25 protein-coding genes are annotated in these 24,751 nt (G+C 56.2%); 11 read left to right on the forward strand and 14 right to left on the reverse strand.

The genetic code is table 11. The annotated features are described in order from the left end of the window. Nucleotides 1-58 precede the first annotated feature (58 nt). On the reverse strand, nt 59-469 hold the full coding sequence (locus ERD84_RS00935) for a hypothetical protein (RefSeq protein ID WP_130037372.1): 411 nt from the start codon (nt 467-469) through the stop codon (nt 59-61). A gap of 72 nt (nt 470-541) precedes the next feature. Further along, on the reverse strand, nt 542-1,309 hold the full coding sequence (locus tag ERD84_RS00940; RefSeq protein WP_130037374.1) for an IclR family transcriptional regulator: 768 nt from the start codon (nt 1,307-1,309) through the stop codon (nt 542-544). A gap of 135 nt (nt 1,310-1,444) precedes the next feature. Between ERD84_RS00940 and ERD84_RS00945 the strand changes: the two genes are divergently transcribed. The 3 genes from ERD84_RS00945 (at nt 1,445) to ERD84_RS00955 (ending at nt 5,336) form a co-directional block, all read left to right on the forward strand. Continuing rightward, nucleotides 1,445-2,851, forward strand: coding sequence for a GntP family permease (locus tag ERD84_RS00945; RefSeq protein WP_130037376.1), 1,407 nt, complete (start codon nt 1,445-1,447; stop codon nt 2,849-2,851). Nucleotides 2,852-2,960: 109 nt separating this feature from the next. Then, nucleotides 2,961-4,037, forward strand: a complete 1,077-nt coding sequence (gene ada / locus ERD84_RS00950) for a bifunctional DNA-binding transcriptional regulator/O6-methylguanine-DNA methyltransferase Ada (protein ID WP_130038846.1) — start codon at nt 2,961-2,963, stop codon at nt 4,035-4,037. A 30-nt stretch (nt 4,038-4,067) separates the two neighbouring features. Next, entirely contained in the window at nt 4,068-5,336 is a 1,269-nt protein-coding gene (locus ERD84_RS00955) for an NAD(P)/FAD-dependent oxidoreductase (RefSeq protein WP_130037378.1), read from the forward strand. Here the strand turns inward: ERD84_RS00955 and ERD84_RS00960 are convergent. The 3 genes from ERD84_RS00960 to ERD84_RS00970 form a co-directional block, all read right to left on the reverse strand. Beyond that, complete coding sequence (locus tag ERD84_RS00960; RefSeq protein ID WP_130037380.1) at nt 5,303-6,802, reverse strand: MFS transporter; 1,500 nt, start codon at nt 6,800-6,802, stop codon at nt 5,303-5,305. The genes ERD84_RS00955 and ERD84_RS00960 overlap by 34 nt on opposite strands. A gap of 109 nt (nt 6,803-6,911) precedes the next feature. Further along, nucleotides 6,912-8,039, reverse strand: a complete 1,128-nt coding sequence (locus ERD84_RS00965) for an aminotransferase class V-fold PLP-dependent enzyme (RefSeq protein ID WP_130037382.1) — start codon at nt 8,037-8,039, stop codon at nt 6,912-6,914. Nucleotides 8,040-8,159: 120 nt separating this feature from the next. Next, nucleotides 8,160-8,939, reverse strand: a complete 780-nt coding sequence (locus ERD84_RS00970; protein WP_130037384.1) for a uracil-DNA glycosylase — start codon at nt 8,937-8,939, stop codon at nt 8,160-8,162. Nucleotides 8,940-9,119: 180 nt separating this feature from the next. Here ERD84_RS00970 and ERD84_RS00975 point away from each other — a divergent pair, with 180 nt between their 5' ends. Beyond that, the gene (locus ERD84_RS00975) at nt 9,120-9,401 is read left to right on the forward strand and encodes a peptidylprolyl isomerase (RefSeq protein ID WP_130037386.1); all 282 of its coding nucleotides are present in this window, start codon (nt 9,120-9,122) and stop codon (nt 9,399-9,401) included. Between the two features lie 46 nt (nt 9,402-9,447). Here ERD84_RS00975 and ERD84_RS00980 read toward each other — a convergent pair whose 3' ends face one another. Further along, nucleotides 9,448-10,344 carry a LysR family transcriptional regulator ArgP gene (locus tag ERD84_RS00980; RefSeq protein ID WP_130037388.1) on the reverse strand — a complete coding sequence of 299 codons (897 nt, stop codon included), beginning with the start codon at nt 10,342-10,344 and terminating at the stop codon, nt 9,448-9,450. A gap of 124 nt (nt 10,345-10,468) precedes the next feature. Here ERD84_RS00980 and ERD84_RS00985 point away from each other — a divergent pair, with 124 nt between their 5' ends. Next, nucleotides 10,469-11,101 carry a LysE/ArgO family amino acid transporter gene (locus tag ERD84_RS00985; protein WP_130037390.1) on the forward strand — a complete coding sequence of 211 codons (633 nt, stop codon included), beginning with the start codon at nt 10,469-10,471 and terminating at the stop codon, nt 11,099-11,101. A gap of 35 nt (nt 11,102-11,136) precedes the next feature. Here ERD84_RS00985 and ERD84_RS00990 read toward each other — a convergent pair whose 3' ends face one another. Further along, a complete protein-coding gene (locus tag ERD84_RS00990) occupies nt 11,137-11,880 on the reverse strand; it encodes a sulfite exporter TauE/SafE family protein (protein WP_209019802.1) in 744 nt (247 codons plus the stop codon). 45 nt (nt 11,881-11,925) lie between these two features. Then, complete coding sequence (gene nadE / locus ERD84_RS00995) at nt 11,926-12,759, reverse strand: ammonia-dependent NAD(+) synthetase (protein WP_130037392.1); 834 nt, start codon at nt 12,757-12,759, stop codon at nt 11,926-11,928. A gap of 99 nt (nt 12,760-12,858) precedes the next feature. On the opposite strand from nadE, the gene ERD84_RS01000 reads away from it, so the two are divergent. Next, on the forward strand, nt 12,859-14,067 hold the full coding sequence (locus ERD84_RS01000) for an MFS transporter (RefSeq protein WP_130037394.1): 1,209 nt from the start codon (nt 12,859-12,861) through the stop codon (nt 14,065-14,067). Nucleotides 14,068-14,079: 12 nt separating this feature from the next. On the opposite strand, the gene ilvD is transcribed toward ERD84_RS01000, so the two are convergent. Continuing rightward, complete coding sequence (gene ilvD, locus ERD84_RS01005) at nt 14,080-15,765, reverse strand: dihydroxy-acid dehydratase (protein WP_130037396.1); 1,686 nt, start codon at nt 15,763-15,765, stop codon at nt 14,080-14,082. 245 nt (nt 15,766-16,010) lie between these two features. Here ilvD and ERD84_RS01010 point away from each other — a divergent pair, with 245 nt between their 5' ends. From ERD84_RS01010 to ERD84_RS01020, 3 genes are read left to right on the forward strand one after another with little or no spacing between them, the layout of a single operon-like run. Then, nucleotides 16,011-16,451 carry a CopD family copper resistance protein gene (locus ERD84_RS01010; RefSeq protein ID WP_130037398.1) on the forward strand — a complete coding sequence of 147 codons (441 nt, stop codon included), beginning with the start codon at nt 16,011-16,013 and terminating at the stop codon, nt 16,449-16,451. A gap of 52 nt (nt 16,452-16,503) precedes the next feature. Beyond that, the gene (locus ERD84_RS01015) at nt 16,504-17,253 is read left to right on the forward strand and encodes an SDR family oxidoreductase (protein ID WP_130037400.1); all 750 of its coding nucleotides are present in this window, start codon (nt 16,504-16,506) and stop codon (nt 17,251-17,253) included. Nucleotides 17,254-17,307: 54 nt separating this feature from the next. Beyond that, the gene (locus ERD84_RS01020) at nt 17,308-17,682 is read left to right on the forward strand and encodes a Rieske (2Fe-2S) protein (protein WP_130037402.1); all 375 of its coding nucleotides are present in this window, start codon (nt 17,308-17,310) and stop codon (nt 17,680-17,682) included. A gap of 76 nt (nt 17,683-17,758) precedes the next feature. On the opposite strand, the gene ERD84_RS01025 is transcribed toward ERD84_RS01020, so the two are convergent. From ERD84_RS01025 to ERD84_RS01045, 5 genes are all read right to left on the reverse strand, one after another. Next, nucleotides 17,759-18,763 carry a Bug family tripartite tricarboxylate transporter substrate binding protein gene (locus ERD84_RS01025; RefSeq protein ID WP_130037404.1) on the reverse strand — a complete coding sequence of 335 codons (1,005 nt, stop codon included), beginning with the start codon at nt 18,761-18,763 and terminating at the stop codon, nt 17,759-17,761. A 56-nt stretch (nt 18,764-18,819) separates the two neighbouring features. Next, the gene (locus ERD84_RS01030) at nt 18,820-19,560 is read right to left on the reverse strand and encodes an amino acid ABC transporter ATP-binding protein (protein ID WP_130037406.1); all 741 of its coding nucleotides are present in this window, start codon (nt 19,558-19,560) and stop codon (nt 18,820-18,822) included. A 48-nt stretch (nt 19,561-19,608) separates the two neighbouring features. After that, nucleotides 19,609-20,706 (reverse strand): amino acid ABC transporter permease, encoded by a 1,098-nt coding sequence (locus ERD84_RS01035; RefSeq protein WP_130037408.1) that lies wholly within the window; start codon nt 20,704-20,706, stop codon nt 19,609-19,611. After that, nucleotides 20,707-21,891 (reverse strand): amino acid ABC transporter permease, encoded by a 1,185-nt coding sequence (locus ERD84_RS01040; protein WP_130037410.1) that lies wholly within the window; start codon nt 21,889-21,891, stop codon nt 20,707-20,709. Nucleotides 21,892-21,986: 95 nt separating this feature from the next. Beyond that, on the reverse strand, nt 21,987-23,003 hold the full coding sequence (locus tag ERD84_RS01045) for an amino acid ABC transporter substrate-binding protein (protein WP_130037412.1): 1,017 nt from the start codon (nt 23,001-23,003) through the stop codon (nt 21,987-21,989). Nucleotides 23,004-23,174: 171 nt separating this feature from the next. Between ERD84_RS01045 and ERD84_RS01050 the strand changes: the two genes are divergently transcribed. Together ERD84_RS01050 and ERD84_RS01055 are read left to right on the forward strand one after the other, a co-directional pair. After that, a complete protein-coding gene (locus ERD84_RS01050; protein ID WP_130037414.1) occupies nt 23,175-23,846 on the forward strand; it encodes a cell division ATP-binding protein FtsE in 672 nt (223 codons plus the stop codon). Beyond that, the gene (locus ERD84_RS01055) at nt 23,843-24,751 is read left to right on the forward strand and encodes a cell division protein FtsX (protein ID WP_130037416.1); all 909 of its coding nucleotides are present in this window, start codon (nt 23,843-23,845) and stop codon (nt 24,749-24,751) included. Before ERD84_RS01050 ends, ERD84_RS01055 begins: the two co-directional genes overlap by 4 nt.

Here is a 24,751-nt window from a genome sequence, read left to right on the forward strand (position 1 = left end):
GACATCGCTATGGTAATGCGAGCCGGCAAATAGCGCGAAGGGTTTTACACATGGCACTTTACTCGTGCATGCCGCTCAAGCCTGAGCCAAACAGTCCGCCTTCGTCGAGCAGCTCATAGACTATGCGCTCGTTGGCTGCCAGCCCTCGCCTGATTGCTGCGGGAATCGATGCCCTGACTTTGCGGCATAGCCCCGGTTTTTCGCGCAGTTCGATATGCAGCCCCATAACTGTACGCACCTCGCCGGAGCTGGCAGTCACGTCCACCACAACGCCCAGCTGCTTATAAATCAAGGCTTGCATGTGACGTAGGTCGGCCAGGCTGGCAAGACACTCCAGCCGCCGAATCAGCTTTTTTTCCTCTTCTCGAGTCAGCAACAATACCCGCATGTCGTTATCGGGGCTGGACAACAGTTGCTCTCGTTCGCAGATGCAGGTGCCCGGCGGACACGCCGTGCGCAAAGATGGCATGGTTCAGGTCGGTTTTCTGATTTCGGATAAAGCTATTCTACGATGCCTGCACTTTGCGGCACCTCTAGAACGTCAATACACGTTGCGCTGCTGGAATTGCCGAACGGCTTTAAGCAGGAAAGGCGCGAATTTTTCAGCGTAGGACTGTGCCGACCATTCATATGAGGAGCCGGAAATATGCAAGGCACCATAAGGCACACCACATTCATTGACGACGGCCGCCCCCAGGCCAGTCTCGCCCATGATGAACTCATCGACTGCTTGCGCATAGCCATTCTCGCGAGCCTTGCGCAACTCAGCCTTGATCGCATCGACGGATGTCAGTGTCTTGGTGGTATGGGCAAACAGTTCTGTTGACAAAAAAAAGGCTTCTTGGCCGGCCTCGTCAAGTTGCGATAAGTACGCACGTCCACCAGCAGTGCAATATAAGGGGATTCGACGTCCTACCAGCGCAGCATGGTAGTGCTGGTCTTTGGTTTGATGCCGCACCACATGCACCAGCTCATTGCCATCGTGCAGCGACAGGCTGATCTTTTCTCCCGTGGCTTTCGACAAATCAAGCATGATGGGGTTCAAAGCCTCAACCAATTCGTGAGTGCGCAGGAAATGAAAAGTAAGGTCCAGCACACGCTTGCCTAGCCGATAACGTCGCGTAGCGGGATGCTGTTCGAGATAGCCTTCCACCTGTAGCGTATACGTGTAACGCTGCGCCGCGCTTTTGTCCAAGCCGCTACGCGCCATGATTTCAGTCAAACTCAAATCACCGGGCGTCCCCTTGAAACAGTTGAGTACCTGAAAGGCTTTGCCTACGGATCCAACATACAGTGCATTGGTGCTCACGGCTCCTCCTGTGAAAATAAAATATTTATTATTAATTTATAATACCTAATATTATATAGTAATACTTAGGATATATAGTGCTGGGCCCGTCTTCGGACGGGCTCAGTTCATTCTCTCAAGGATAAAGCTCACCGTATGACAAGCACGCTCGCCATTGTTGTTTCTCTTGTTTTATTGATGTACCTGGCCTATCGGGGTATTACGGTACTGCTGCTGGCACCACTGATGGCCGCATTGGCGGTATTGCTCTCGGGAGATATCGCTTTTTTTCTGCCCATCTATACCGAAACCTTTATGTCGGCGCTGAGCGGCTATGTACTGCAGTTCTTGCCCATCTTTCTGCTGGGCGCACTATTCGGACAATTAATGGCTGACTCGGGCGCTGCGCACAGCATTTCCCGATGGATAGTTGATCGTCTGGGCGACGAGCATGCCATCTTAACGGTCGTGCTGGCCTGCAGCGTTCTGACTTATGGTGGTGTATCACTTTTCGTGGTGGCCTTTGCCATTTATCCCATCGCCATAGACTTGTTCCGCACGGCAGACATTCCCAAGCGTCTGGTTCCCGCGTCGATCGCCCTCGGTTCGTTCACCTTCACCATGACGGCCCTGCCCGGCACGCCAGCCATCCAGAACGCCATTCCTATCCCCTACTACGGCACCAATGTCTTCGCGGCCCCTGGACTGGGGATTATTGCTTCAGCCATAATGCTGGGTGGCGGACTATGGTGGCTACGCTCGCGGGCAGCTGCAGCTCGTTTGAAAGGCGAGGGCTATGGCCAGCATACCGAGGCGAAAATACTTGGTGCGCAACCGGACGAAAACAATAGCGCCATGTCGCATATGCCGCTGGTTCTGGCAATCTTGCCACTCATCCTGGTCATAGGCGTCAACGGTCTGTTTACCTATTTCATTTTCCCCAATATAGACCTCTCTTTCCTGACAGAAAAATTTCCCAGCGTGTCCCCGGCAAAGATGACAGGACTATGGTCCCTGATCGTAGCCTTGGTTGTTGCTTGTGCAATCTTGGTCATATCGCGCCTGGGCCACTGGAGCAATCTTAAGGAAACGATAAACAAAGGCGTGTTCGGATTCATGCTGCCACTGTTCAATACTGCCTCTGAAGTCGGGTATGGTGCGGTTATCGCTGGTCTGGCTGGTTTTGCCATTATTCGCGATGCCGTATTGAACGTGGCGCCCAGCAACCCCCTGATCTCGCAAGCCGTCGCCATGAACGTACTGGCCGGTATCACGGGTTCATCGTCGGGCGGTCTGAGTATTGCTTTGCAAACCTTGGGCTCAGACTATCTGCGCATGGCACAAGAAGCCGGTATCAGCCCCGAACTGATGCACCGTGTTGCCGTAATGGCAGCCGGCGGATTCGACACCCTGCCCCATTGCGGCGCCATTATCACTTTGTTGGCCATCTGCAAACTGACTCATAAGCAGTCTTATCTGAACATCGCCGCCGTCACCATGGCCATACCGCTGATCGCACTGATTTCAGTCATCGCACTGGGCACGATGTTCGGCAGCTTTTAAATTCCGTTCCGGCATCAAAAAGCGGGAATTCAAGCGCAAGAACCGGATTTATTCCGTTTTGGTATAGGATTACTCTGGAAACATGTTCAAGTTTTCCAGGGTGTCCATCATGAATCCGGCTCTTACCTCTGTTGATACCTATGCCACCGACGATGCCCGCTGGCAAGCCGTACAGACGCGCGATCACAACGCCGACACACATTTTGTCTACGCCGTCCGCACTACCGGCGTGTATTGCCGACCCAGTTCGTCGGCACGTCTGCCCAAGCGCGAGAACGTAGAATTTTTCAGCTCCGCCGAAGCGGCTGAAAAAGCGGGCTATCGAGCCAATCGCCGCATCAAGGGCGACCAAACCCGCGTCTCTGCCGCGCGCAGCAAAATGGTCGAACAGGCGTGCCGCCTGATCCAGACTTCTGAAACGCCACCCAGCCTGGCGCAACTTGCGGCCAAGGCTGGCTTGAGTCCCTTCCATTTCCATCGACTGTTCAAAGCCGAAACAGGCTTGACGCCCAAAGCCTATATCTCTGCGGACCGTGCCAGCAGATTGCGCCAGGAACTCAATGCAAGCGGAGCCTCGGTAACCAAGGCTATCTACCAGGCGGGCTTCAACTCCAGCAGCCGCTTTTATGAAACATCCGATCAATTGCTGGGCATGCCAGCCCGCGACTACCGTGCAGGCGGAGCCGGCGCCGCCATCCGGTTTGCCGTTGGCCAGTGCTCACTGGGCGCCATTCTGGTCGCCCAAAGCCAGCGCGGCATCTGCGCCATCTTGCTAGGCGACGACCCAGACGCACTGGTGCGCGACCTGCAAGATCAATTTCCCAAAGCGCAGTTGCTGGGCGGCGATGCCCATTTCGAGCAACTGATCGCTCAAGTTGTTGGCTTTATCGAAACACCCGCACTGGGCCTGAACTTGCCGTTGGATGTGCGCGGTACGGCATTTCAGCAGCGGGTCTGGCAAGCGTTGCAGGAAATTCCTCCGGGCGACACAGTAAGCTATAGTGAGCTTGCAGAACGCATAGGTAAGCCCAATGCCGTCAGAGCAGTAGGTACTGCTTGCGGCGCCAACTGCATAGCTGTGGCCATTCCTTGCCATCGCGTGCTGCGGCGCGACGGCGAGATCTCGGGCTATCGCTGGGGCGCAGAGCGCAAGCGCGAGCTACTGAAGCGAGAATCCAAAAACTGAAATTACCAAGCGAAGTCGCAATAGTTGCCCATGACTGATCAAGCCCATACCCCACATGCCCTCATTGTCGGAGCCGGTATTGTTGGCTTATATACCGCATTTCACTTGCGTCGGGCCGGTTGGCGAGTCCAGATCATGGACCGTGGCGAACCCGGCATGGGCTGCTCGGCCGGAAACGCGGGTGCGCTCAGCTCGGCGTCTGTAGCACCGCTTGGCATGCCTGGTATTGTGCGCCAGGCACCGCGCATGCTGCTGGACCCATCTGGGCCTTTATCTGTCCCGCCGTACTACTGGCTGACCGCAGCGCCCTGGTTGCTGCGCTTCATTCAAGCGTCTCGCCCTGAAAATGTTGCGGCTATTTCACAGGCGCTCAGGCATCTGCTGGACCAGGCCATCTCCTGCCATCTGCAAGCCATGCATCAGTTGGGTGAAGACAGACTCGTACACATCACCGGCCAGCTCCATCTGTATCCAAACGATAAGGCTGCCGCTAAAGACAGCAGCGGCTGGGCTTTGCGACGCCAGCATGGCATACAGGTAGAAAAGCTGAACTACCCACAAATACAAAGCCTCGAACCTCATATCGGACCACATTATCAATTGGGTTACTTCATGCCCGATCAGGGCATGGTCGTCAATCCTTTGCGCCAGGCGCAAGCCCTGGCCACCGCCCTCGCCTCGCAAGGCGTCGAATTTTTACGCGACGAGGCCCTATCCTTACAGCGCGAAGAACAGCGGATTACAGGAGTGGTTGGCAGGCAAGGCATGCACAAGGCCGATCATATCGTCGTATGCGCCGGAGCCTGGTCGGCCAAGTTGTTGCAAGCGCTGGGATATAAGATTCCGCTGGAAACCCAGCGCGGCTATCACCTGACCCTGTCCGACAGCGGCATAGCGCTCAACAGGCCGGTAGTCGCCGCCGACCGCAAGATTTTTGTGACGCCTATGGAAACCGGCCTGCGGCTGGCGGGTACAGTAGAGTTTGGTGGACTCAACCGCGGCCCCACACAGCGACGCCTGAAGCCACTGCTGCAATACGGCAAGCTCTTGCTACCTGAATTGAATACCTCGGCAAAAGCTCAATCATGGATGGGGCACCGCCCTTGCCTGCCCGATTCACTGCCTGTATTGGGGCCCGCCCAGGCACTTGGCGGCCTATGGCTGAATTTTGGCCACGGTCATCTGGGCCTGACCATGTCGGCCGTCAGCGGCAAGCTGCTCAGTCAGGCCATGCAGGGTCGCACACCAGATATAGCTTTGGCTCCTTATGCGCTGGAAAGATTCTCCACGCGCCCGTAGCGGCGCCATACTGTCACCGCCGTGAGCAGCAGCAATGCCGCGCAGCTTCCCATGACCACCACAAAACCTTGATCAAAGGCAGCCCTGGCCAAAGTCAGCAAATTGTCGGCCGCCTCGGCCGACAAGCCCTCGGCCACTCGCATGGCCTCATCCAGACTGTCGCGCACTAGGTTATCGGGAGGCAAACCCGCGGGCGGCTGCAAGACCGCATCGTATACCACCGACAGGATGCTGCCCATCAAGGTGACGCCTATGGCTCCGCCCAACTCGTATGACACCTCTTCGATCGAAGCGGCCATGCCTGCCCGATCAGGTGGCGCTTTATTCATGATGGTGCTGGAGGCGGCAGTCATGGCGGCTCCGAGACCAGCGCCCAGCACAAACAGGACGACCATCTGCACAGGTACCGATGCGTTGTAAAGCGACATGCAACCCGCCATACCCAGGCCCGACAACAGTAGGCTGCCGGTAAGCATTTTTCGACTGCCGACGCGTGGCAGCCAGCGGCCGGCCAGCGGCCCGGATACAAACGAAGCCAGAGGTAGGGGAATGATGAAGATACCGGCCTCCAGGGGCGACATCTCCAGCACCAGTTGCAGTCGCTGGGTATAGACCAGTTCCATACCCATCAGGGCAATCGCCGCCACTAAGGCCGAGAGTACGGCAACACCAAACCCTGGATGCAGAAAAATGGCGAAATCGAGCATGGGATCAATACTGCGACGCTGACGGCGTACGAACCATGTCATGAAAAGACCGCCCACCAGACCAGCGATCAACACCGCCTGAAAAGAAGGCATGGGCTTGCCCAATTCCTTGATGGCATAAGCCAGCCCGATCAGGCCCACCATCACCAACACGGACCCCGTTAAATCCCATTTGCGGTCCGGGTTGCCCGGACGGCCGGGAATCAGCCAAGCTGCCAGCACAAGCGACAGCATCACCACGGGCACATTGATGAGGAATACGGAACCCCACCAGAAATGCTCCAGCAGCACACCGCCCAGCACAGGACCAAAAGCCGCTCCACCCGACGCAACGGCCGCCCATATGCCTATGGCCATTGCACGCTCGCTCTCGTCTATAAAGACCAGACGCAAGATCGATAGGGTGGCTGGCATCATCATGGCCGCACCTACCGCCAGTAGCCCACGCGAGGCGATCAGAAACGCAGGTGTCGTAGAAAAAGCCGCGCACAAGGAAGCCAAGCCGAACACGACCAATCCCGCTATAAACAGGCGCTTGTGCCCCAGGCGGTCTCCCAGTGTGCCCATACCCAGCAACAAACCGGCCACCACCAGCCCGTAGGCATTGACGATCCAGAGTTTTTCCGAGGCCGTCGCCCGCAAATCGTGAGTAAGCGTGGGTAGCGCCGTATACAGCACCGTCATATCGATGACGATGAGAAACAGAGCGCTTGAAATAATGGCCAGAATCAGCCAGCGGCTCGCGTTTGCATCAGGCATGAAAACTCTTGATGTGGAACAAAATGGAATCGTATCTTACTTTGTTCCACCCCACTTTCTACTTGTGTGCTTGTGGGCGACCTGAGCTCTGGCAGCGCCAGAAGGCTATTTAAACAATAGCGTCCAGGGCTTGCTCCAGACGTGCCACGGTGCGCTCTACATTGTGCAGTTTATCGAGCCCGAACAAACCCAGACGGAAAGTCTTGAAGTCGCTGGGTTCGTCGCACTGCAATGGAACCCCCGCCGCAGCCTGCAGACCAGCGGCGGCGAACTTCTTGGTAGAGTGTATGCCGTCGTCGTCTGTATAGCTGACGACCACGCCTGGCGCAGCATAGCCATCGGCCGCCACGCTTTTAAAGCCTTTTCTGTGCAGTAATGCACGCACCGCGTCGCCCAGCTCTTGTTGCTCGGCCTTTACCTTATCGAAGCCATAGGCCTCGGTTTCGAGCATGACATTACGCAGTATGGTCAGGGAATCGGTGGGCAAAGTAGCATGGTAGGCATGGCCACCGTTTTCGTAGGCCTCCATAATTTGCAGCCATTTGCGTAAATCGCAGGCAAAGCTTGAACTGACTGTGTCTTCGATGCGTTGTCGGGCCAGCTCGCTCAGCATGACCAGCCCGCAGCAAGCAGAGCCTGTCCAGCCTTTCTGCGGTGCACTGATCAATACATCGACACCGGTCGCCTGCATATCGATCCAGATGGTGCCGGACGCAATGCAGTCCAGGACGAACATCCCGCCTTCGGCGTGTACGGCATCGGCAACCCGTCGCAGGTAGTCATCCGGCAAGATAATACCGGAAGCGGTTTCAACATGCGGCGCAAAAACCAGATCGGGCTTATGCTGCCTGATGGCGGCTACCACCTCTTCTATGGGTGCAGGCGCGAAAGGCGCCTGTCGTCCTTCACTGGCGGGACGCGCCTTGAGCACGATGGTCTCTGAAGGGATGCTACCCATATCGAATATCTGGCTCCAGCGATAGCTAAACCAGCCATTGCGTATGACCAGGCAGCGCTTGTTGCCTGCAAACTGCCGTGCAACAGCCTCCATGCCGAAAGTGCCGCTGCCAGGCACCACGATCGCCGACGACGCCCTATAGACGTGCTTCAACACTCTTGAAATATCTTTCATCACGCCTTGAAAGGCATTTGACATATGATTGACGGCGCGATCGGTGTATACCACCGAATATTCCAGCAAACCGTCGGGATCGACATCAGGCAAGAGGCTGGGCATGGTTGTCTCCAAGAAATGTAATTAAGCATGGCTGGGTACTGCTGCATAAACAAGCTTGAGCTGTGCCACGATGTTTTTGGCCGATTGTAGACCATAGTGGCATACAGATACGGCCCAGCCTCAAGTCACTTGGCTGTCAATCCAGTCTATGCCTGCTTCGCCATGCTCGTGCAGCCAGTCATTGGCTTTCTTGAAATGCCCGCAGCCCATGAACGGGCGAGGCGGCCGTAAGGCCGACAGCGGCGAAGGGTGATTGGACTTCAGCACCAGCACCGGACCGGCGGGCGGGTGCGCCTGCAGCAGCGCTTCTTTTGACTGGGCGTGCGCCCCCCAAAGCAAGAACACCTTGGGCCGGGTTTCGCGCAACACCCGTTCAATAATGGCATCGGTGATGATTTCCCAGCCACGTTTGGCATGCGACGCCGGCTTGTGCGCCTCGACGGTGAGCGACGTGTTCAGCAACAACACACCTTGCCTTGCCCAGCGCACCAGGCTATGGCGCTGCGGGACAAAAGTATCTGGGTACTCGTTGCCCAGCTCGGCAAACATGTTTCTTAAGCTGGGAGGCACCGGGCAAAAATCAGGCACGGAAAACGCCAGCCCCTGAGCCTGATTAGGCCCATGGTAGGGGTCTTGCCCCAGAATAATCACCTGCACCGCCTCGGGCGACGTTTCAAGCAAGGCTCGGAAAGGGCGTAGTGGGAAAATTTGCGCGCCTTCCTGCAAACGATCATCCAGAAAGCCATCCAGGTCGTGCAGGGTTTGTTGTTCACGCATACTTGCAAACGCGTCTTGCCAGGCAGCAGGCAAGCTCGCAGCCTGTGCCAGCAAGTCGCCCTGAAAGGCGTTCTGTGCCTGACCAGCGGATGGTGCCGCTGTCGTAGAAGGTTCGGTATCCATAGCAAGCAAATGCTAGCACAGCCTTCTTGAATCGAATCTGGAGCACGTCTAACAGCAAGCAGGCGCCACAGCGCGCAATCGTGCTCGAGGCAGCCTTCAGGGGTAACAGTTCCTGAACACGCCAAACAAGCCAAGCTGATTGGGTTATTCTGTTGGAATCACTTTAGAAGGAGTATTTACATGACCCAAGCTTCAGCCCGCCACATTCTTGTATCCACCGAAGAAAAATGCAATGAGCTAAAAACTGCCATCGAAGGCGGCGCCGACTTTGCTGAAGTTGCCCGCGAAAATTCCAGTTGCCCTTCCAGTCGCGACGGCGGCAACCTGGGTACTTTTGGCCGTGGCCAGATGGTCAAGGAATTCGACGAAGTCGTATTCAGCGCACCTGTAAATGTGGTGCAGGGACCAGTAAAAACCCAGTTTGGCTACCACTTGGTAGAAGTCACCAGCAGGCAAGATTAAATTCCATTAGCGCCGAGGCCGTAAACGGCCACCGGCGCCCCCTCTCCTACCGCTTTCTGATCAAAACCTTGGCCGCCGCCAGCACCGATTCGGTCAGCGCATCCATGGCCAACGAATTGACTCGCCAATGTTGCCAGTACAGCGGTACGTCCTCCCAGGCCCGGGCACGCAAGGGGACCAGCAGGCCGTCATCCAGGTGCTGCTGAATCAGTGGTAGCGGATTCATGGTCCAACCCAAACCGGCAAGGGTTGCCTGTACAAATGCACGCGAAGAAGGCAGCCACCACACAGCTGGGCGCCACGGTGCATCCCGCATGATTTTTTGCGCAAAACGGGCCTGCAGGGCATCTTTACGATTAAATACCAGGACCGGCGCTGCCGCCAGCGAAGACGAGTTCAGACCAGTGGCAAAGTAGCGGGCGTGAAACGCTGGCGAGCATGTGGCCACGTAACGCATGCTGCCTAGAGCATAGTGCCGGCACCCCTGAACCGGATCTGCCAGGGTGGTGACCGCCCCCAGCACGGCGCCTTGACGCAGCAGTCCGGCCGTATGATCCTGGTCTTCAGACTGCATATCGAGTGTTGTGCGGGTCCGACTTGCGAATAATTCAGCTGCCTGCATGAACCAGGTTTCCAGACTGTCATGGTTGACTGCCACCGCAAGGCTGGCTTGCGGCATGTGCTCATCAATGCCCAGACGATTGATAGCGTCGTGTTCGAGCAAAGCAGTTTGCTCGGCCAATTGCACCAGCACTTGCCCATCAGGCGTGGCAGACGCAGGTATGGTGCGCTGAACCAAAAGCCTGCCCATACGTTCTTCGAGCGACTTGATGCGCTGCGACACTGCCGAAGGGGTCACATGCAGGGCTTCGGCAGCCCGTTCAAAACTACCTTCCCGAACAACGGCCGCCAGAGCGCGCAAATTTCCATGGTCGATTTTCATAATTAGAATATCTTAACTGTATTTAATAAGTTTAGATTTATTTTATTACCAAGTCAGGCCAGAATATAGACCTGACAGCCTCTTGGTTCAAGCGGCTTCACGCAACGACTGCTGGATTCTGATTATGCTCGCGCTTGTTACTTCCTCTTCTTTTCTTTCCGCCTGGGCCAGTGGCGCAGCCACAGGCCTGGGGCTGTTTGCCGTAGTCGGCGCACAAAGCGCTTTTATCCTGCGACAAGGGCTGATGCGCCTGCACCTGCCAGCCATTTTGCTGACCTGTGGCCTGATCGACATGGTCTTCATCTTTGCCAGCATCTGGGGGCTGCAGGCCTTGATCGAACAGTTTCCCTTGCTGACCCACCTCATTCTATGGTTCGGTGTTGTCTTTCTGCTCTGGTATGCCCTTCAATCCGCAAGACGCGCACTAGGCAAAGACCAGCAGTTGAGCATTGCCCGGCAAGCAGTACCTACCCGGCGCGCCGCATTGCTGGCTGCAATTGGCTTCAGCTTACTGAACCCTCACTTCTGGCTGGACATGGTGATCGTAGGCTCGCTTGCCCACAGCTTTTCCGATGCACGCTATGGTTTCGCGGCCGGCGCATTCACCGCCAGCATTATTTGGCTGCTGATGCTGGGTATAGGCGCCCGCCTGCTTGCACCGCTGTTCAGCAACCCACGTGCCTGGCGAATACTGGACGGCATGATTGCCCTCATTATGGCGGGACTCGCCGTTGGCCTTATCGTCAAAGGCGTTTAGCGGCGCCCCAATCGTCAGGCGTGGGCATCCACACGCTAACGGGTGGCCAGTACATAGAGCCCCTGAGTCAGATAGACAGCGCCTATGCTCACCACTATCCACTGTGTCCAGCGCCGGAACTGATGGTCCGTCAGCTTTTCAAGCACGAACTTGCTGAGCGTCGTACCCGCTATGGCCATCACGACAGCGATCACCATGGCGATTTCGTCTGCTCCGCTATCCCCACCCATGGCGTGCGTAAAGTAGATAAGCTTGGCCAAATGGGATAGGGTCTGGCACGCAGCCTTGGTAGCCACCACAGAACGCCTATCCATGTGACTGCGAACAAAGAAGACATCAAGCAAGGGCCCCGACACGCCTGCAATGAACTGCATGCAGGTATTCACAAAACCGCACGCTTCCGCACCCAAACGGCTGCTGGCCTGCGGCACAAAGCGCGCCGGCACCAGCACAGCCAGGAAGGGGATGATGCCCAGGCTTATCAGCACTACTGCCCGATCGGGAACAAAGCCAATGAATGTGAACAATAGGCCAGCCGCAAGCAGTCCCACGATATAGCGACCGAATATCCGGAAATCGATATTTCGTCGCCATAGTACGGCGCGCCAGCCATTGGATGTCATTTGTGCAGTACCATGCAGCACCATGGCGGCGGAAACCGGTAGCACTGCGATGAGAATGCCCATGAGGACCATTCCGCCCGCCATGCCGAACACCCCCGACAGGAAGGAAGTACCCAGCACCGATAACGCCAATACAGCGAAAAAACCTATTTGCACCTTTTATATCTGCCTGAACAGTAATGAGCCTGCGGCGCGAATATGCTACAGCGGAAATTTGGGTAAGGACCGCTTGTGCTCCGACCCGCGATAAATACGCAAAATGGTTTCATACGCATGAGCAGAGACTTTCTTGCCTTCAAGAAAATCGTCGATTTCGTCGTACGTCACACCAAATGCTTCTTCGTCTGGTTTTAGTGGCGCAAGCGCCTCGAGGTCGGCCGTAGGTACCTTCATGACGAGTGAATCGGGTGCCCCCATGACTTGTGCCAACGCCCTGACCCGGCGCTTGTTCAGGCCGGTCAGAGGCGTTACGTCAGCGGCGCCATCACCAAACTTGGTAAAGAAACCCATCAGGGCCTCGGCGGCATGATCGGTGCCCACGACCAGCCCACCATGCGCGCCCGCGACAGCATACTGAGCAATCATGCGCTGTCGTGCCTTGATATTGCCATGCAGGAAATCCTGATGAGCCGCATCACGAAAAGCCGTGCCACTGGCCAGTAACGACTCCAGCATGGCATCAGCCGCCGGTTTGATATTGACCGTAACCAGGCGGTCGGGCTGGATAACGTCAAGTGAGGCCTGCGCATCCTGCTCGTCGCGCTGCTCGCCATAAGGCAGGCGCATGGCTAAAAATGTAGCGGTCTTTCCCTGCTTGCGGACTCGTTCAACGGCACGCTGCGCAAGACAGCCCCCTACCAAGGAATCAACACCTCCGCTAATACCCAGAACCAGGGCGCCGGCGCCAGTGGAAACCAAATAGTCTGCCAAAAATACTACACGACGCTCTATCTCGCGCTCAGCATCAAATACGCTATCGACGCGGAGTTCGGCAATGATGTTATTTTGGACATTGGTTGACTCGGATTCAGACACGATCTTTCCTTTCAGGTTGGTGTCACACGCAGGGTAATGACTCCCGCATGGCTGGTAGGGCTATGATACGACACAGAACAATACAGGTTTTTTTGCCACATGAGCGCCACACCATCTACTTCCGTCGTACTCGCAGCCACACTTTCCGTGCAAGCCTTGGTTGCCATGGCGCTGATCACCCTGCCGGTTGTGGCACCTGTGGTCGCCGAATCACTGGGTATATCCGCCGCCTATGTAGGCCTCTATATAGCCATGGCCTATGCTGGAGCCATGACCGCAAGCCTGTTCGCCGGGGGGGCGGTACGACGCTTTGGCGCCATACGGGCCAGCCAGGCTGGCCTGGCCCTGTGTGCCCTGGGCGTTTCAATTTGCGCCATAGCCTCGCCCATTGCTTCGGCGATCGGCGCTGTACTGATCGGGCTGGGCTACGGCCCCATTACGCCAGCCAGCTCTCACCTGCTTGCCAAAAGCACGCCAGCGCATCGCATGTCTTTCGTGTTCTCCATCAAGCAAACGGGCGTCCCCCTCGGAGGCGTGCTGGCTGGCGTGATGGTTCCCGGCCTGGCCGGCATCATCGGCTGGCAAAGCGCCTTCCTGGTTGTTGCATTGATCAGCTTGTTATGCGCAGTTGCCATTCAACCTTTGTGTGCCTCGCTTGATGCCGACAAAAATCCAGACCACCGCCTATCTTTCGGTAATGGTCTGGCCGGACCGCTGCGGTTGGTTTTCAGTCACCGCAGCCTGGCGGTGCTGGCTGGCGTCTCTTTTCTGTTTTCCATTACCCAGGTGTCACTGACCACGTATATGGTTACGTACCTGCACGAAGACCTGAGCATGAGCTTGATCGTAGCCGGTTTCATTCTGGCTGTTGCGCAAATGGCGGGCGTCATTGGCCGCCTGCTGTGGGGCTATATGTCGGACCGGTTTCTGGGCCCCATCAAGATGCTGGCCTGCCTGGCGCTCCTGATAGGCGTGTGCGCCCTGATCACACCCTTGCTGAAACACATGGGGACGTACTGGCTCATCCTGATCGTACTATCGATTTTTGGAAGCTGCGCCATCGGATGGAATGGTGTTTATCTGGCTGAAGTCGCACGCCAGGCTCCTGCAGGCCAGGCCAGCATCGCAACCGGCGGAACCTTATCCATGACCTTTTTGGGTGTGGTGGTGGGCCCCCCACTGTTTGGCCTGATCGCCAGCATAACGGGCAGCTACGGCGCAGCCTTTGCTGCGCTGACGCTGCCCGTTGTAGTGTGCCTGTGGCTGCTGTGGCGCTATCGGGCGGCCTTTGCAAGAACCGCCCCTTAGCCACTACTGATTTTAGAAGTTGTCGAGGACAGCTCCGGTGCTGGCGGTGGATGCATTGAAGGCAAACTTGGCCTGTACGCCACGGACATAACGTGGCGCCGGAGCCTTCCAGGCTGCACGTCGCTTTTCAAGCTCGGCATCAGGCACATTCAATTGCAGCAACAGCTGGTGCGCATCAATAGTGACGGAATCATCTTCCTGAACCAGGGCAATCGTGCCCCCCACTGCTGCCTCGGGTGCGACATGGCCAACCACCATACCCCAGGTACCGCCCGAAAAGCGACCATCGGTGATCAAGCCAACGGAATCACCCAGCCCGGCACCGATCAGAGCACCGGTGGGTGCCAGCATTTCAGGCATGCCAGGACCGCCCTTGGGCCCCAAATAACGCAGCACCATGACGTCGCCAGCCTTGATCTTGCCATCGAGAATGGCCTTCAGTGCGGATTGTTCGTCGTCGAAGACGCGGGCTGGACCAGTAATGACTGGATTTTTCAGGCCGGTGATCTTGGCCACAGCACCTTCGGGCGAGAGATTGCCTTTGAGAATGGCCAAGTGGCCCTGTTTGTACAAAGCCTTGTCCAGGGTATGGATTACCTTCTGATCAGCGCGGGGCGTATCGGGAATATCGGCCAGTTGTTCAGCAATGGTCTGACCCGTGATGGTGATGCAATCGCCATTGATCAGCCCGGCATTCAGCAGCATCTTCATGACCTGCGGCACGCCGCCCGCCTTATGGAAATCGACCGCGAGATACTGACCGCTGGGCTTGAGGTCGCAAAAAACCGGTACGCGCTGGCGCACGCGTTCGAAATCGTCGATAGTCCATTCAACGCCCGCGGCATGGGCAATGGCCAGAATATGCAGCACGGCATTGGTCGAACCGCCTGTAGCCATGATTACGCTGACCGCATTTTCGATGGATTTTCGGGTAACGATATCGCGCGGTTTCAGATCAAGCTCGATAGCCTTGAGCAGCACACGGGCCGACTCGGCCGCTGACTGCGTCTTTTCGTCGTGTACGTTGGCCATGGTGGACGAGTATGGCAGGCTCATACCCAACGCCTCGAAGGCGGAGCTCATGGTGTTGGCCGTGTACATGCCACCGCAAGAACCCGGACCGGGAATCGCGTGCAGTTCGATCTGCTTGAGTTCCTGGTCGCTCATGCGACCGGCAGCGTTTTCGCCAACAGCCTCGAAGACGCTGACAATGTTCAGGTCTTTATTGTTCAGGCGTCCGGGAAGTATGGTGCCGCCATATACGTAGATGGACGGAACATTGGCGCGCAGCATGCCCATCATGCCGCCCGGCATGTTTTTATCGCAGCCGCCGATCACCACAACTCCGTCCATCCACTGCCCTTGCACACAAGTTTCGACGCAGTCGGCAATGACTTCGCGCGAGACCAGCGAGTACTTCATGCCTTCGGTACCCATGGCCATACCATCGGATATGGTAGGTGTGCCAAAGACCTGGGCATTGCCACCTGAGGTTTCGATGGCTTCGATGGCCGCATCGGCCAGCTTCTGTAAGCCGCTATTACAGGGAGTGATCGTACTGTGCCCATTAGCCACGCCCACCATGGGCTTGTTGAAATCTTCTTCTTTGTAGCCCAGGGCATAGTACATGGAGCGATTGGGTGCGCGGGCGGGCCCCTGGGTGATGTTGGCAGACCGCAGACGTTTGGACGAGCTCATTACCTTCCTTGTATTCAAACCAGTGAACTAAAGCCCGCCTTACCAGCCGAGCCGTGATGGATGGACTCAGTTTATTCCATTTCCAAAGCCAATGGGTGCCCGGCAAACCTTTTCAGCCCCGTCTGGCAGCACATGGCAAAACCCACAACAGGCATGCAAAAAACGGCCCGATCTGAAAAATTGATCTACATCATGGTTATTCAGGCGCTGACATGTGATGATGAAGGACTAGGACACTATTGATCATGAACTATCCCGTACTGCTTACCCTGCACCTGTTCGCTGCCCTGTTTTTTGTAGGCACTGTGTTCTTCGAGGTGCTGATGCTTGAAGGGGTACGCAAGCATGTGCCACGCGACGTAATGCGCACCATGGAAACCGCCATTGGCAACCGTGCACGACGCATCATGCCATGGGTACTTCTTGTTCTTTACGGCGCTGGCCTGGGCATGGCGTGGTATCACCGTGCAGCACTGGCTCACCCACTCGACAGCAGCTTCGGCCTGCTGCTTACCATCAAAATCGTGCTTGCCCTGAGCGTATTTGGCCATTTCCTGGCCGCCATGACACTGCATCGCAAAGGCAAACTGCGTTCCATACATTTCAAGTACATCCATATCAGTGTTTTCTGCCACATGATAGGCATCGTCCTGCTTGCCAAGGGCATGTTTTACTTGCACTGGTAGCCATCACGGCAATTTAAAGCATAATGCTCCTGAAGCAAAAACAGGAGACATCATGACAGCCCATGCCCCTACTGTCCTCATCACCGGTGCCAGCCGCGGCATAGGTGCAGCAACAGCTATTGCTGCCGCCCGCAATGGCTACAACGTCGCCATCAACTATCTTAAAGACGCAACGTCCGCCGAAGAGGTTGCCAATAAGGTCAGGCAGCATGGTCGCAAGGCAGTCACGATTCAAGGCGATGTCGGCTTGTCCACCGAGATTCCGCGCCTGTTCCAGGAAGCCGAGCAGCATCTTGGCCCGTTGACAGCTCTGGTCAACAACACAGGGATCACAGGTCCCATAGGGCCATTTTCCCAGACCACCGACACCACCATAGAACGAGTTTTTCAGGTCAATGTATTTGGCGCCATGCAATGCGCCCGTCTGGCGCTGGAATGCTTTGCCCGCAATGGCCGGGGCGGAATTATCGTGAACGTATCATCGGTGGCTGCCCGTACGGGCAGCCCCAACGAATATATTCACTATGCAGCCAGCAAGGCCGCGCTAGATGCCTTTACCCTGGGCCTGGCACGCGAAGTTGCCACAACAGGAGTACGCGTGTGCGGTGTCTCGCCAGGCTCCACCCTGACCGAAATCCACGCCACAGCTGGCGAACCTGGCCGCCCCGAGCGTATAGCACCCAAGATCCCCATGGGCAGGCTGGCCAGGCCCGAAGAAATCGCCGAGGCAGTGGCATGGCTGCTCTCACCTGCCGCCTCTTACATGACCGGCACTGTCGTGCAATGCGCCGGTGGGCTATAACAACCGGCGCCACTACAATGGCGCCATGTATATGCCTAGCCCCTCACACATCTTATGACTACCAGTGCTGTCATTGTCTGCCCCTCTTCCCGTCTCGTTGATGGCGGTGTGGCCCGCAAGCTCCCTGTAACGCATAGCGGTGAACCGACGACGGCCTTTTTCGTCCGTTACCAGGGTCTGGCCCATGGCTATCTGAACCGCTGCCCTCATATGGGCTCGGCACTGGATTGGGAAGGTCATGTTTTTACGCGCGCGGGTGATCAACTGATGTGCGCACGGCATGGTGCCACGTTCAGGCCCGATACCGGCGAATGCACCGGGGGCCCATGCCAGCCTAGCAGGCTGACTGCTTTGAACGTATCGGAAGAAGAGCGGGACGGAGCACTTGTTGTGCTGTGGTGGCCAGAGGGCAAAACCGTACCGGTCTGAGCAACCTGGCCCTGATCAAGCCAGGATATGTACTCATATCACCTGATTCAGACGATATGAGTACAAAAACTGCTGTTTAGAACAGCTTGGCGCCCGAAACCTCGACGATTTCCTTGTACTTGGCCAAATCGTTCTTGACCAGTGCAGCCAGGTCTTCCGGTGTACCTGGCTTGGTATCGGAACCCATGGTCAGCAAGTTCTTGCGTACGGCGGGATCATTCAGAGCCTTGGCATACGCGGCATTCAGGATGTCGATGGTTGCACTGGGAGTACCACCGGTGGCAAATACGCCAAACCAGGTGCCGATATCGAATTTATCGATGCCGGCTTCCTGCATAGTGGGCAGATCTGGGTAAATGGACGAGCGGTCGGCTGTAGTAACTGCCAATGCCTTGACCTTGCCTTCTTTGATCAAAGTCGAGGCTGACGCCAGGTTGTCGAACATGAAGTTGGTTTGCCCTGCCAGCAAAGCCATTTTGGCTGGTGCGGCACCGGCATATGGCACATGCACAGTGTTGATATCGGCACGCACATTCAGCAACTCGCCCGCCAAGTGGCCAGCGCTACCATTGCCACCCGAGCCAAAATTCAGCAGGCCAGGATTTGTTTGTGCGTAATCGGCCAGATCCTGTACCGTGTTGATTTTGTTATTGTTGGCAAAATCAGCGTTCAAAATCAAAACGTTAGGCACCGACGCCACCAAGACGACTGGCTCAAAGCTGGTAACCGGATCAAAAGGCAGTTTTTCGTACAACCAAGGGTTGATGGCATTGATGGCGACGGCCCCCATTACCAGGGTATAACCGTCGGGCTTGGCCTTGGCTGCCACGCTCGCACCAATATTGCCCCCTGCACCGGGCTTGTTCTCGACAACCACGGTACCCAAGTCATCTTTGACTTTTTCGGCAAGCAAACGTGCCATGCCATCGAGCGGGCCGCCGGCCGAATAAGGCACGATGAACTGAATAGGCTTGGAGGGGAAGCTCTCTTGGGCTAGTGCCGGGGCGGCAACAGAGGACAGAGCCAGGCAGGCGGCCAGTGCGCTGGCGGCGGACGTCAGGGTTTTAATGCCAAACAACATACAAAATACCTAATAATGGTTTACACAAAGATAGAACCCTACACCAATTAAGGGCATTAGTGCAGGATTTGACTCAAAAACAGCTTGGTACGATCACTTTGAGGGTTATCAAAGAAGGCATCAGGGGTGTTCTCTTCGATAATCTGGCCCTGATCCATGAATATGACGCGGTCAGCAACTTTGCGCGCAAAACCCATTTCGTGCGTGACGCACAACATGGTCATGCCGCTTTCCTCGGCCAGGCTGACCATGACGTCCAGCACCTCTTTGACCATTTCAGGGTCCAGCGCCGAGGTGGGCTCGTCGAACAGCATGATCTTGGGACTCATGCACAAGGAACGCGCGATAGCCACACGTTGTTGCTGGCCGCCCGACAACTGACCGGGAAACTTGGACGCCTGCTCGGGAATACGTACGCGCTCAAGGTATTTCATGGCGGTGGCTTCAGCCTCTGCCTTGGATTTCTTCAGTACCCAGACCGGGCCCAATGTCAGGTTTTCGAGCACAGTAAGATGAGGGAAAAGATTGAAATGCTGGAACACCATGCCGACATCGCGCCGGATGGTTTCGATTTGCTTTAAATCGTTGGTAAGTTCCGTGCCATCGACCACAATACTGCCCTGCTGATGCTCCTCCAGCCGGTTGATGCAACGAATCATGGTCGACTTACCCGATCCGGATGGGCCGCAAATGACGATACGCTCGCTGGGCGCAACATTCAGATTGATGTTGCGCAGTACGTGAAACTGACCGTACCACTTGTTGACATCTGCCATGCGAATAATGGCTTCGGACATGTCCGTGCTCCCTTGTTATTTCGGCCCGCACAGCGGCGGACATGCTGATTACCGCTGATATCCCGTCTGCAAGTGCTTTTCAAGCGACTGGCTATAGCGGGAAATCGAAAAGCAGAAAATAAAATAAATGACAGCGATGAACAGATAGGCTTCGGTGCTGAAGCCCCGCCATGCGGCATCGGCCACTGCTGTCTTGGCCGCCTGGGTGAGGTCGAAAATACCAATAATGACCACCAACGACGTGTCTTTGAACAAAGAAATGAAAATACCAACCAACGGCGGAATAACCACCTTCAAGGCCTGTGGCAGGATGACCTTGCGCATCTGCTGCCAATAGCTCAGACCTATGGAATCAGCGCCTTCGTACTGTCCCTTGGGTATGGCCTGAAGGCCGCCGCGCACGGTTTCAGCGACATAGGCTGCTGCAAACAGAATAATGGCGATCTGCGCACGCAAGAGTTTGTCGATACTGAAACCCTCGGGCAGAAACAGGGGCAACATGACCGACGACATGAACAGCAGGCTGATCAGCGGTACACCGCGTATGAGTTCGATATAAACCACGCATAATGCTTTGACGGCCGGCATGTGCGAGCGTCGCCCCAAAGCCAGCAGCAAGCCAAATGGAAAGGCCGCCGCAATACCAAAGGTGGCCAGGATCAAGGTGAGAGGCAAACCACCCCAGCGGGAATTTTCTACGTGCGTCAGGCCAAACACCCCGCCCCACATGAGTATGCCCACGACCACCAGCGCAACCATCCAGATCAAGCCCAGAAAGGGCTTCCAGAACCATCGTATGCAACTGCACACGATGACTGCGACCAGGATGATGCTGGCCAGCAAGGGGCGCCACTGCTCGTCGTAAGGATAGACGCCGAACAGAATCAAGCGATGCTTTTCGGCAATGAATGCCCAGCATGCTCCGCCCGATTGCCGGCACTCCTGTGCATTTTGTGCATTGAAGTTCGCACTGATAAACAGCCAGTCGACCAGTGCTGGCACCGCCATCAGCAGGAGCCACGCAACCAGGACGGTGAGCAGTGTGTTCAGGGGCGACGAAAACAAACTTGTGCGCAGCCAGCCCAGTACGCCTTGATGCGTACGTGGCGGCGGTAAACTTTGCACGGTGGCAGTATTCGTGCTCATTTAGCGCTCCACTAGCGCAATGCGCTTGTTATACCAATTCATGAATATCGAAATCGACAGACTGACCGTAAGATAGGCCGCCATAATGATCAGGATGCCTTCAATGGCCTGGCCTGTTTGATTGAGCGTGGTATTGACGACCGAAACGATATCCGGATAACCCACCGCCACAGCCAAAGAGCTGTTCTTGGTCAGATTCAGGTACTGGCTGGTCATGGGCGGGATAATGACGCGCAGCGCTTGCGGCAAAATAACCAGACGCAGCAGACGCCCGCGGGGTAAACCTATGGCTTCGGCCGCTTCCCATTGCCCTCTGCTGACCGACTGAATGCCCGAGCGCACGACCTCGGCCACAAATGCCGAGGTATAGATGACCAGCCCGGCGAGCAATGCAGCGAACTCGGGCGACAAGCTGATGCCGCCCGAGAAGTTAAAGCCCTTCATGACAGGCATTTCGAGCGACAGCGAGGCACCGCTGACCAACCAGCCAGCCACTGGCAGGACGATCAGCAAGCCGATTGCGGCACGAACGAGCGGAAAAATCACGCCGGTGGCTTCCTGCCGTTTTTTAGCCCAGTGGCCCAGCAGGATGATGGCAACGATGGCCAGGGCCAGGCCTGCGACCATCCAGTCGAGCGCATCGCCCTGCAATGCGGGCAGTTTCAAGCCACGGTTGGAAAGAAACACACCGGGGATGGGGTTGAGCGCTGTACGCGGCCCCGGCAGGACTTCGGTGATGATGGCATACCAGAAGAACAACTGCAGCAATAAAGGAATATTGCGCATGACTTCGATATAGGTGCTGGCTACCCGCGAAACCAGCCAGTTCTTGGACAAACGGGCAATACCCAACAATGTGCCGAACAAGGTGGCTGCAATAATGCCGATGACTGAAACACGCAGAGTATTCAGTATGCCGACCCAGATGGCCCTGCCGTAGGTATCGGCCGGGGTGTAGTCGATGACCGACTCGCCTATCGCGAAGCCGGCTTCACGGTGCAGGAAGTCGAAACCAGTCGAAATATTGCGTATGGCCAGGTTGTGCAAGGTATTGGACACCAGGTACCAGACCCCCAGGCCTACGATACTCAGTATCAATACTTGATAAATCAGCGCGCGAACGCCCGGATCGTTCCAGGATAGTCGTCGCTTGGGTGCTTGGGGTACTGAAGTTTTTTTCGTCATCGAGTTCAAACCATTGGGGAACCTGACGCAGCACTCCCCTTGCTGGACGGCCAGGCCGGGTGAAACCCGGCCTGGCGACACCGGCGATTACATGCTTAGCGGATAGGCCAGCCGTACATCAGGCCACCATCACGCCATTGAGCGTTGATACCACGCTCAAGCTTCATGGCCGAGCCGGCGCCAAGATTGCGCTCGAACGATTCGCCATAGTTGCCCACTTGCTTGACGATGTTGTAAGCCCATTTGTTGTCGAGGCCCAGGCCTTTGCCCATTTCGCCCGTTACACCCAGAATACGCTGGATATTGGGGTTGGAGCTCTTGAGCATTTCATCGACATTCTTGGACGTAATGCCGTACTCTTCGGCCTCCAGCATGACATTGAGGGCCCAGCGCACAACCATGAACCATTGATCATCGCCCTGGCGCACCATGGGGCCCAATGGCTCTTTGGAAAAGTCTTCGGGCAGAATGATGTGGTCGTCTGGGTTGGCCAGTGTGGTACGAATGGTTGCCAGACCTGATTTATCGGTAGTAAAGGCATCGCAACGACCTGCCACATAAGAGCGCATGGCTTCGTCGGGGCTGTTGATGACGACTGGCTTGAATTCAAGCTTATGGGCACGGAACCAGTCGGCCAGGTTCAGTTCGGTGGTGGTTCCTGGTTGCACGCAGACTGCCGCGCCACTGAGTTCGGTAGCGCTTTTTACACCCAGCTCTTTGCTGACCATAATGCCCTGGCTGTCGTAATAGTTGACGCCAGCGCTCATGAGACCGAGCGTGGTGTCGCGCGTCATGGTGGCAGTGGTATTACGGGTAAGGACATCAATCTCGCCCGACTGAAGGGCGGTGAAGCGCTGCTGTGTGGTGACCGGAGTTGTCTTGAACTTGCTGGCATCACCAAACATCATGGTGGCGATGGCCTTGCACAGATCGACATCGATACCGCTCCAGACGCCTTTGCTGTCTGCAATGGAAAAACCCGGCAATGCAGTGTGTGTGCCGCACTGCACAAAGCCTTTGGCCTTGACTGCGTCGTAAGTTTCGCCAGCCTGCGACGTTGCGGCAACGAAAAATAGCGAGGCGCCAAGTGCTGCTGCTTTAATTAGTTTCATGGTTGTCTCTTCCGTTTCAGTTCAATTTGATGTTCACGGCATACAATGAGTATTGGACCGTCAGCGAACGAATCGTAGCTGCTGCAGGTCGTGAAAAACATGGGGGATATCCCTTGCGACATGCCTTGTAACACTCGTCAAACACTGTAAAAACTGCCAGTCAAATAGCTCATGATCGAATTTCAGCATGTGTTCAAATCATATGGCCGTAGCCGGAATATTCTGGCTGACATCAACTTTCGCATTGAACCGGGCGAGTTTATTTTCGTCTCGGGCCCATCGGGCGCCGGCAAGTCTACGCTACTAAAGCTCATAGGCGGACTCGAACCGCCCAGTCGCGGTTCTGTTCACGTGAACGGACATCGCGTCGATAAAATGCCCCGGCGTGCCGCGCCCTATCTGCGCCGCGCGGTCGGCGTCATTTTGCAAGACATGCATCTGCTGCAAGACCGCAAAGCCATCGATAATGTCCTGTTGCCGCTGGCCGTTACCGGACTCGAAACTCGGCTTGCCAATACCCGCGCACGCGCTGCCATGGAAAAAGTCGGTCTATCAGGCAAAGAAGACCTATATCCAGTCGAAATGTCCGGAGGCGAACAACAGCGCCTGGCCATCGCCCGAGCCATCGTGAATCGACCCGCCATCCTGATAGCTGATGAGCCCACCGCCAACCTCGACGAAGAAAGCGCGCGCCGGATCATGCAGGTCTTTCGCGATTTCAATCGGGTGGGCGTCACCACCTTGATCGCATCGCACGACCGCGCACTGATGGCCGCCTATGCCACACGCACTTTGCGCATAGACGCGGGCCGGTTTTCAGACATAAAAGGAGTCCATCCATGAGGCGCTGGCTGCGACAACACCGCTACGCTCTGCTGGTTGCTGTACGTCGCCTGGTGACACAGCCCTTTTCCTCGCTGGCCAATATACTGGTCATTGGCTTGTCGTTGGCGGTACCCATTATTGCGGCATCGGTATTGGTGTCAGCACAACCCATCGCCAGTGAAATCCCGGTTTCACCCGAGCTCACACTATTTCTTGACCCCAGCACCTCGAATAGCGATGCCGTCAGCTTGGCTGAAACCCTGCGCAACAAGCGGTCTGACGCTATTCTCGACACAAGACTGATTACACGTGAACAAGCGTTGCAAAGCCTGAAGGCCAACCCTTCCTGGAGCGAAGCGCTGGCCGTCTTGCCAGATAATCCACTGCCCGACGCCATCATCGTCACGCTACGCGACTCGCCCGATCTGGCGCTGCATGCCAATGAGTTGGCACAAGAATGGCGAAATCTGCCACAGGTTGACTCCGTACAGCTGGACAGCGACTGGGTCAGGCGCCTTGAAGCCATATTAGGATTCATAAAGATAGGCCTGGGGATGCTGGCCATCGGCGTTGCACTAGTGGTGCTGGCTACAGTGTTCAACACGGTGCGCATGCAGGCATTGACCCAGCGCGAAGAAATCGGCGTCGCACGCCTGGTGGGTGCGACCGAATCCTTTGTGCGGCGTCCCTTCCTGTATTTGGGTGCACTCACCGGAATTGTAGCCAGCGTGACTGCCATCGGCCTGGCAGCCCTCGCATTACAACCGATCAATACTGCACTGGCACGCCTGGCCAGTCAGTATGGTGCGCAGTTTTCGCTACACTTACCCGATCCTTTGAGCCTATCGATGTCCGTTGCACTCGTGGCAATACTGGCCGCCCTGTCCGCCCGCTGGTCAGTCACGCGCAACACGAGATTCTGA

The sequence above is a fragment of the Pollutimonas harenae genome, assembly GCF_004153685.1.
Lineage (GTDB): Bacteria > Pseudomonadota > Gammaproteobacteria > Burkholderiales > Burkholderiaceae_B > Pusillimonas_C > Pusillimonas_C harenae.

Coding starts and splice junctions, on each gene's coding strand:
- ERD84_RS00975 (WP_130037386.1), top strand. CDS start 9,120: ATGACCCAAGCTTCAGCCCGCCACATTCTTGTATCCACCGAAGAAAAA.
- ERD84_RS00970 (WP_130037384.1), bottom strand. CDS start 8,939: ATGGATACCGAACCTTCTACGACAGCGGCACCATCCGCTGGTCAGGCA.
- ERD84_RS00945 (WP_130037376.1), top strand. CDS start 1,445: ATGACAAGCACGCTCGCCATTGTTGTTTCTCTTGTTTTATTGATGTAC.
- ERD84_RS00935 (WP_130037372.1), bottom strand. CDS start 469: ATGCCATCTTTGCGCACGGCGTGTCCGCCGGGCACCTGCATCTGCGAA.
- ERD84_RS00980 (WP_130037388.1), bottom strand. CDS start 10,344: ATGAAAATCGACCATGGAAATTTGCGCGCTCTGGCGGCCGTTGTTCGG.
- ERD84_RS01020 (WP_130037402.1), top strand. CDS start 17,308: ATGACTACCAGTGCTGTCATTGTCTGCCCCTCTTCCCGTCTCGTTGAT.
- ERD84_RS01010 (WP_130037398.1), top strand. CDS start 16,011: ATGAACTATCCCGTACTGCTTACCCTGCACCTGTTCGCTGCCCTGTTT.
- ilvD (WP_130037396.1), bottom strand. CDS start 15,765: ATGAGCTCGTCCAAACGTCTGCGGTCTGCCAACATCACCCAGGGGCCC.
- ERD84_RS01000 (WP_130037394.1), top strand. CDS start 12,859: ATGAGCGCCACACCATCTACTTCCGTCGTACTCGCAGCCACACTTTCC.
- ERD84_RS00985 (WP_130037390.1), top strand. CDS start 10,469: ATGCTCGCGCTTGTTACTTCCTCTTCTTTTCTTTCCGCCTGGGCCAGT.
- ERD84_RS01025 (WP_130037404.1), bottom strand. CDS start 18,763: ATGTTGTTTGGCATTAAAACCCTGACGTCCGCCGCCAGCGCACTGGCC.
- ERD84_RS01040 (WP_130037410.1), bottom strand. CDS start 21,891: ATGACGAAAAAAACTTCAGTACCCCAAGCACCCAAGCGACGACTATCC.
- ERD84_RS01055 (WP_130037416.1), top strand. CDS start 23,843: ATGAGGCGCTGGCTGCGACAACACCGCTACGCTCTGCTGGTTGCTGTA.
- ERD84_RS00965 (WP_130037382.1), bottom strand. CDS start 8,039: ATGCCCAGCCTCTTGCCTGATGTCGATCCCGACGGTTTGCTGGAATAT.
- ERD84_RS00960 (WP_130037380.1), bottom strand. CDS start 6,802: ATGCCTGATGCAAACGCGAGCCGCTGGCTGATTCTGGCCATTATTTCA.
- ERD84_RS01030 (WP_130037406.1), bottom strand. CDS start 19,560: ATGTCCGAAGCCATTATTCGCATGGCAGATGTCAACAAGTGGTACGGT.
- ada (WP_130038846.1), top strand. CDS start 2,961: ATGAATCCGGCTCTTACCTCTGTTGATACCTATGCCACCGACGATGCC.
- ERD84_RS00955 (WP_130037378.1), top strand. CDS start 4,068: ATGACTGATCAAGCCCATACCCCACATGCCCTCATTGTCGGAGCCGGT.
- ERD84_RS01045 (WP_130037412.1), bottom strand. CDS start 23,003: ATGAAACTAATTAAAGCAGCAGCACTTGGCGCCTCGCTATTTTTCGTT.
- ERD84_RS01050 (WP_130037414.1), top strand. CDS start 23,175: ATGATCGAATTTCAGCATGTGTTCAAATCATATGGCCGTAGCCGGAAT.
- ERD84_RS01035 (WP_130037408.1), bottom strand. CDS start 20,706: ATGAGCACGAATACTGCCACCGTGCAAAGTTTACCGCCGCCACGTACG.
- ERD84_RS01015 (WP_130037400.1), top strand. CDS start 16,504: ATGACAGCCCATGCCCCTACTGTCCTCATCACCGGTGCCAGCCGCGGC.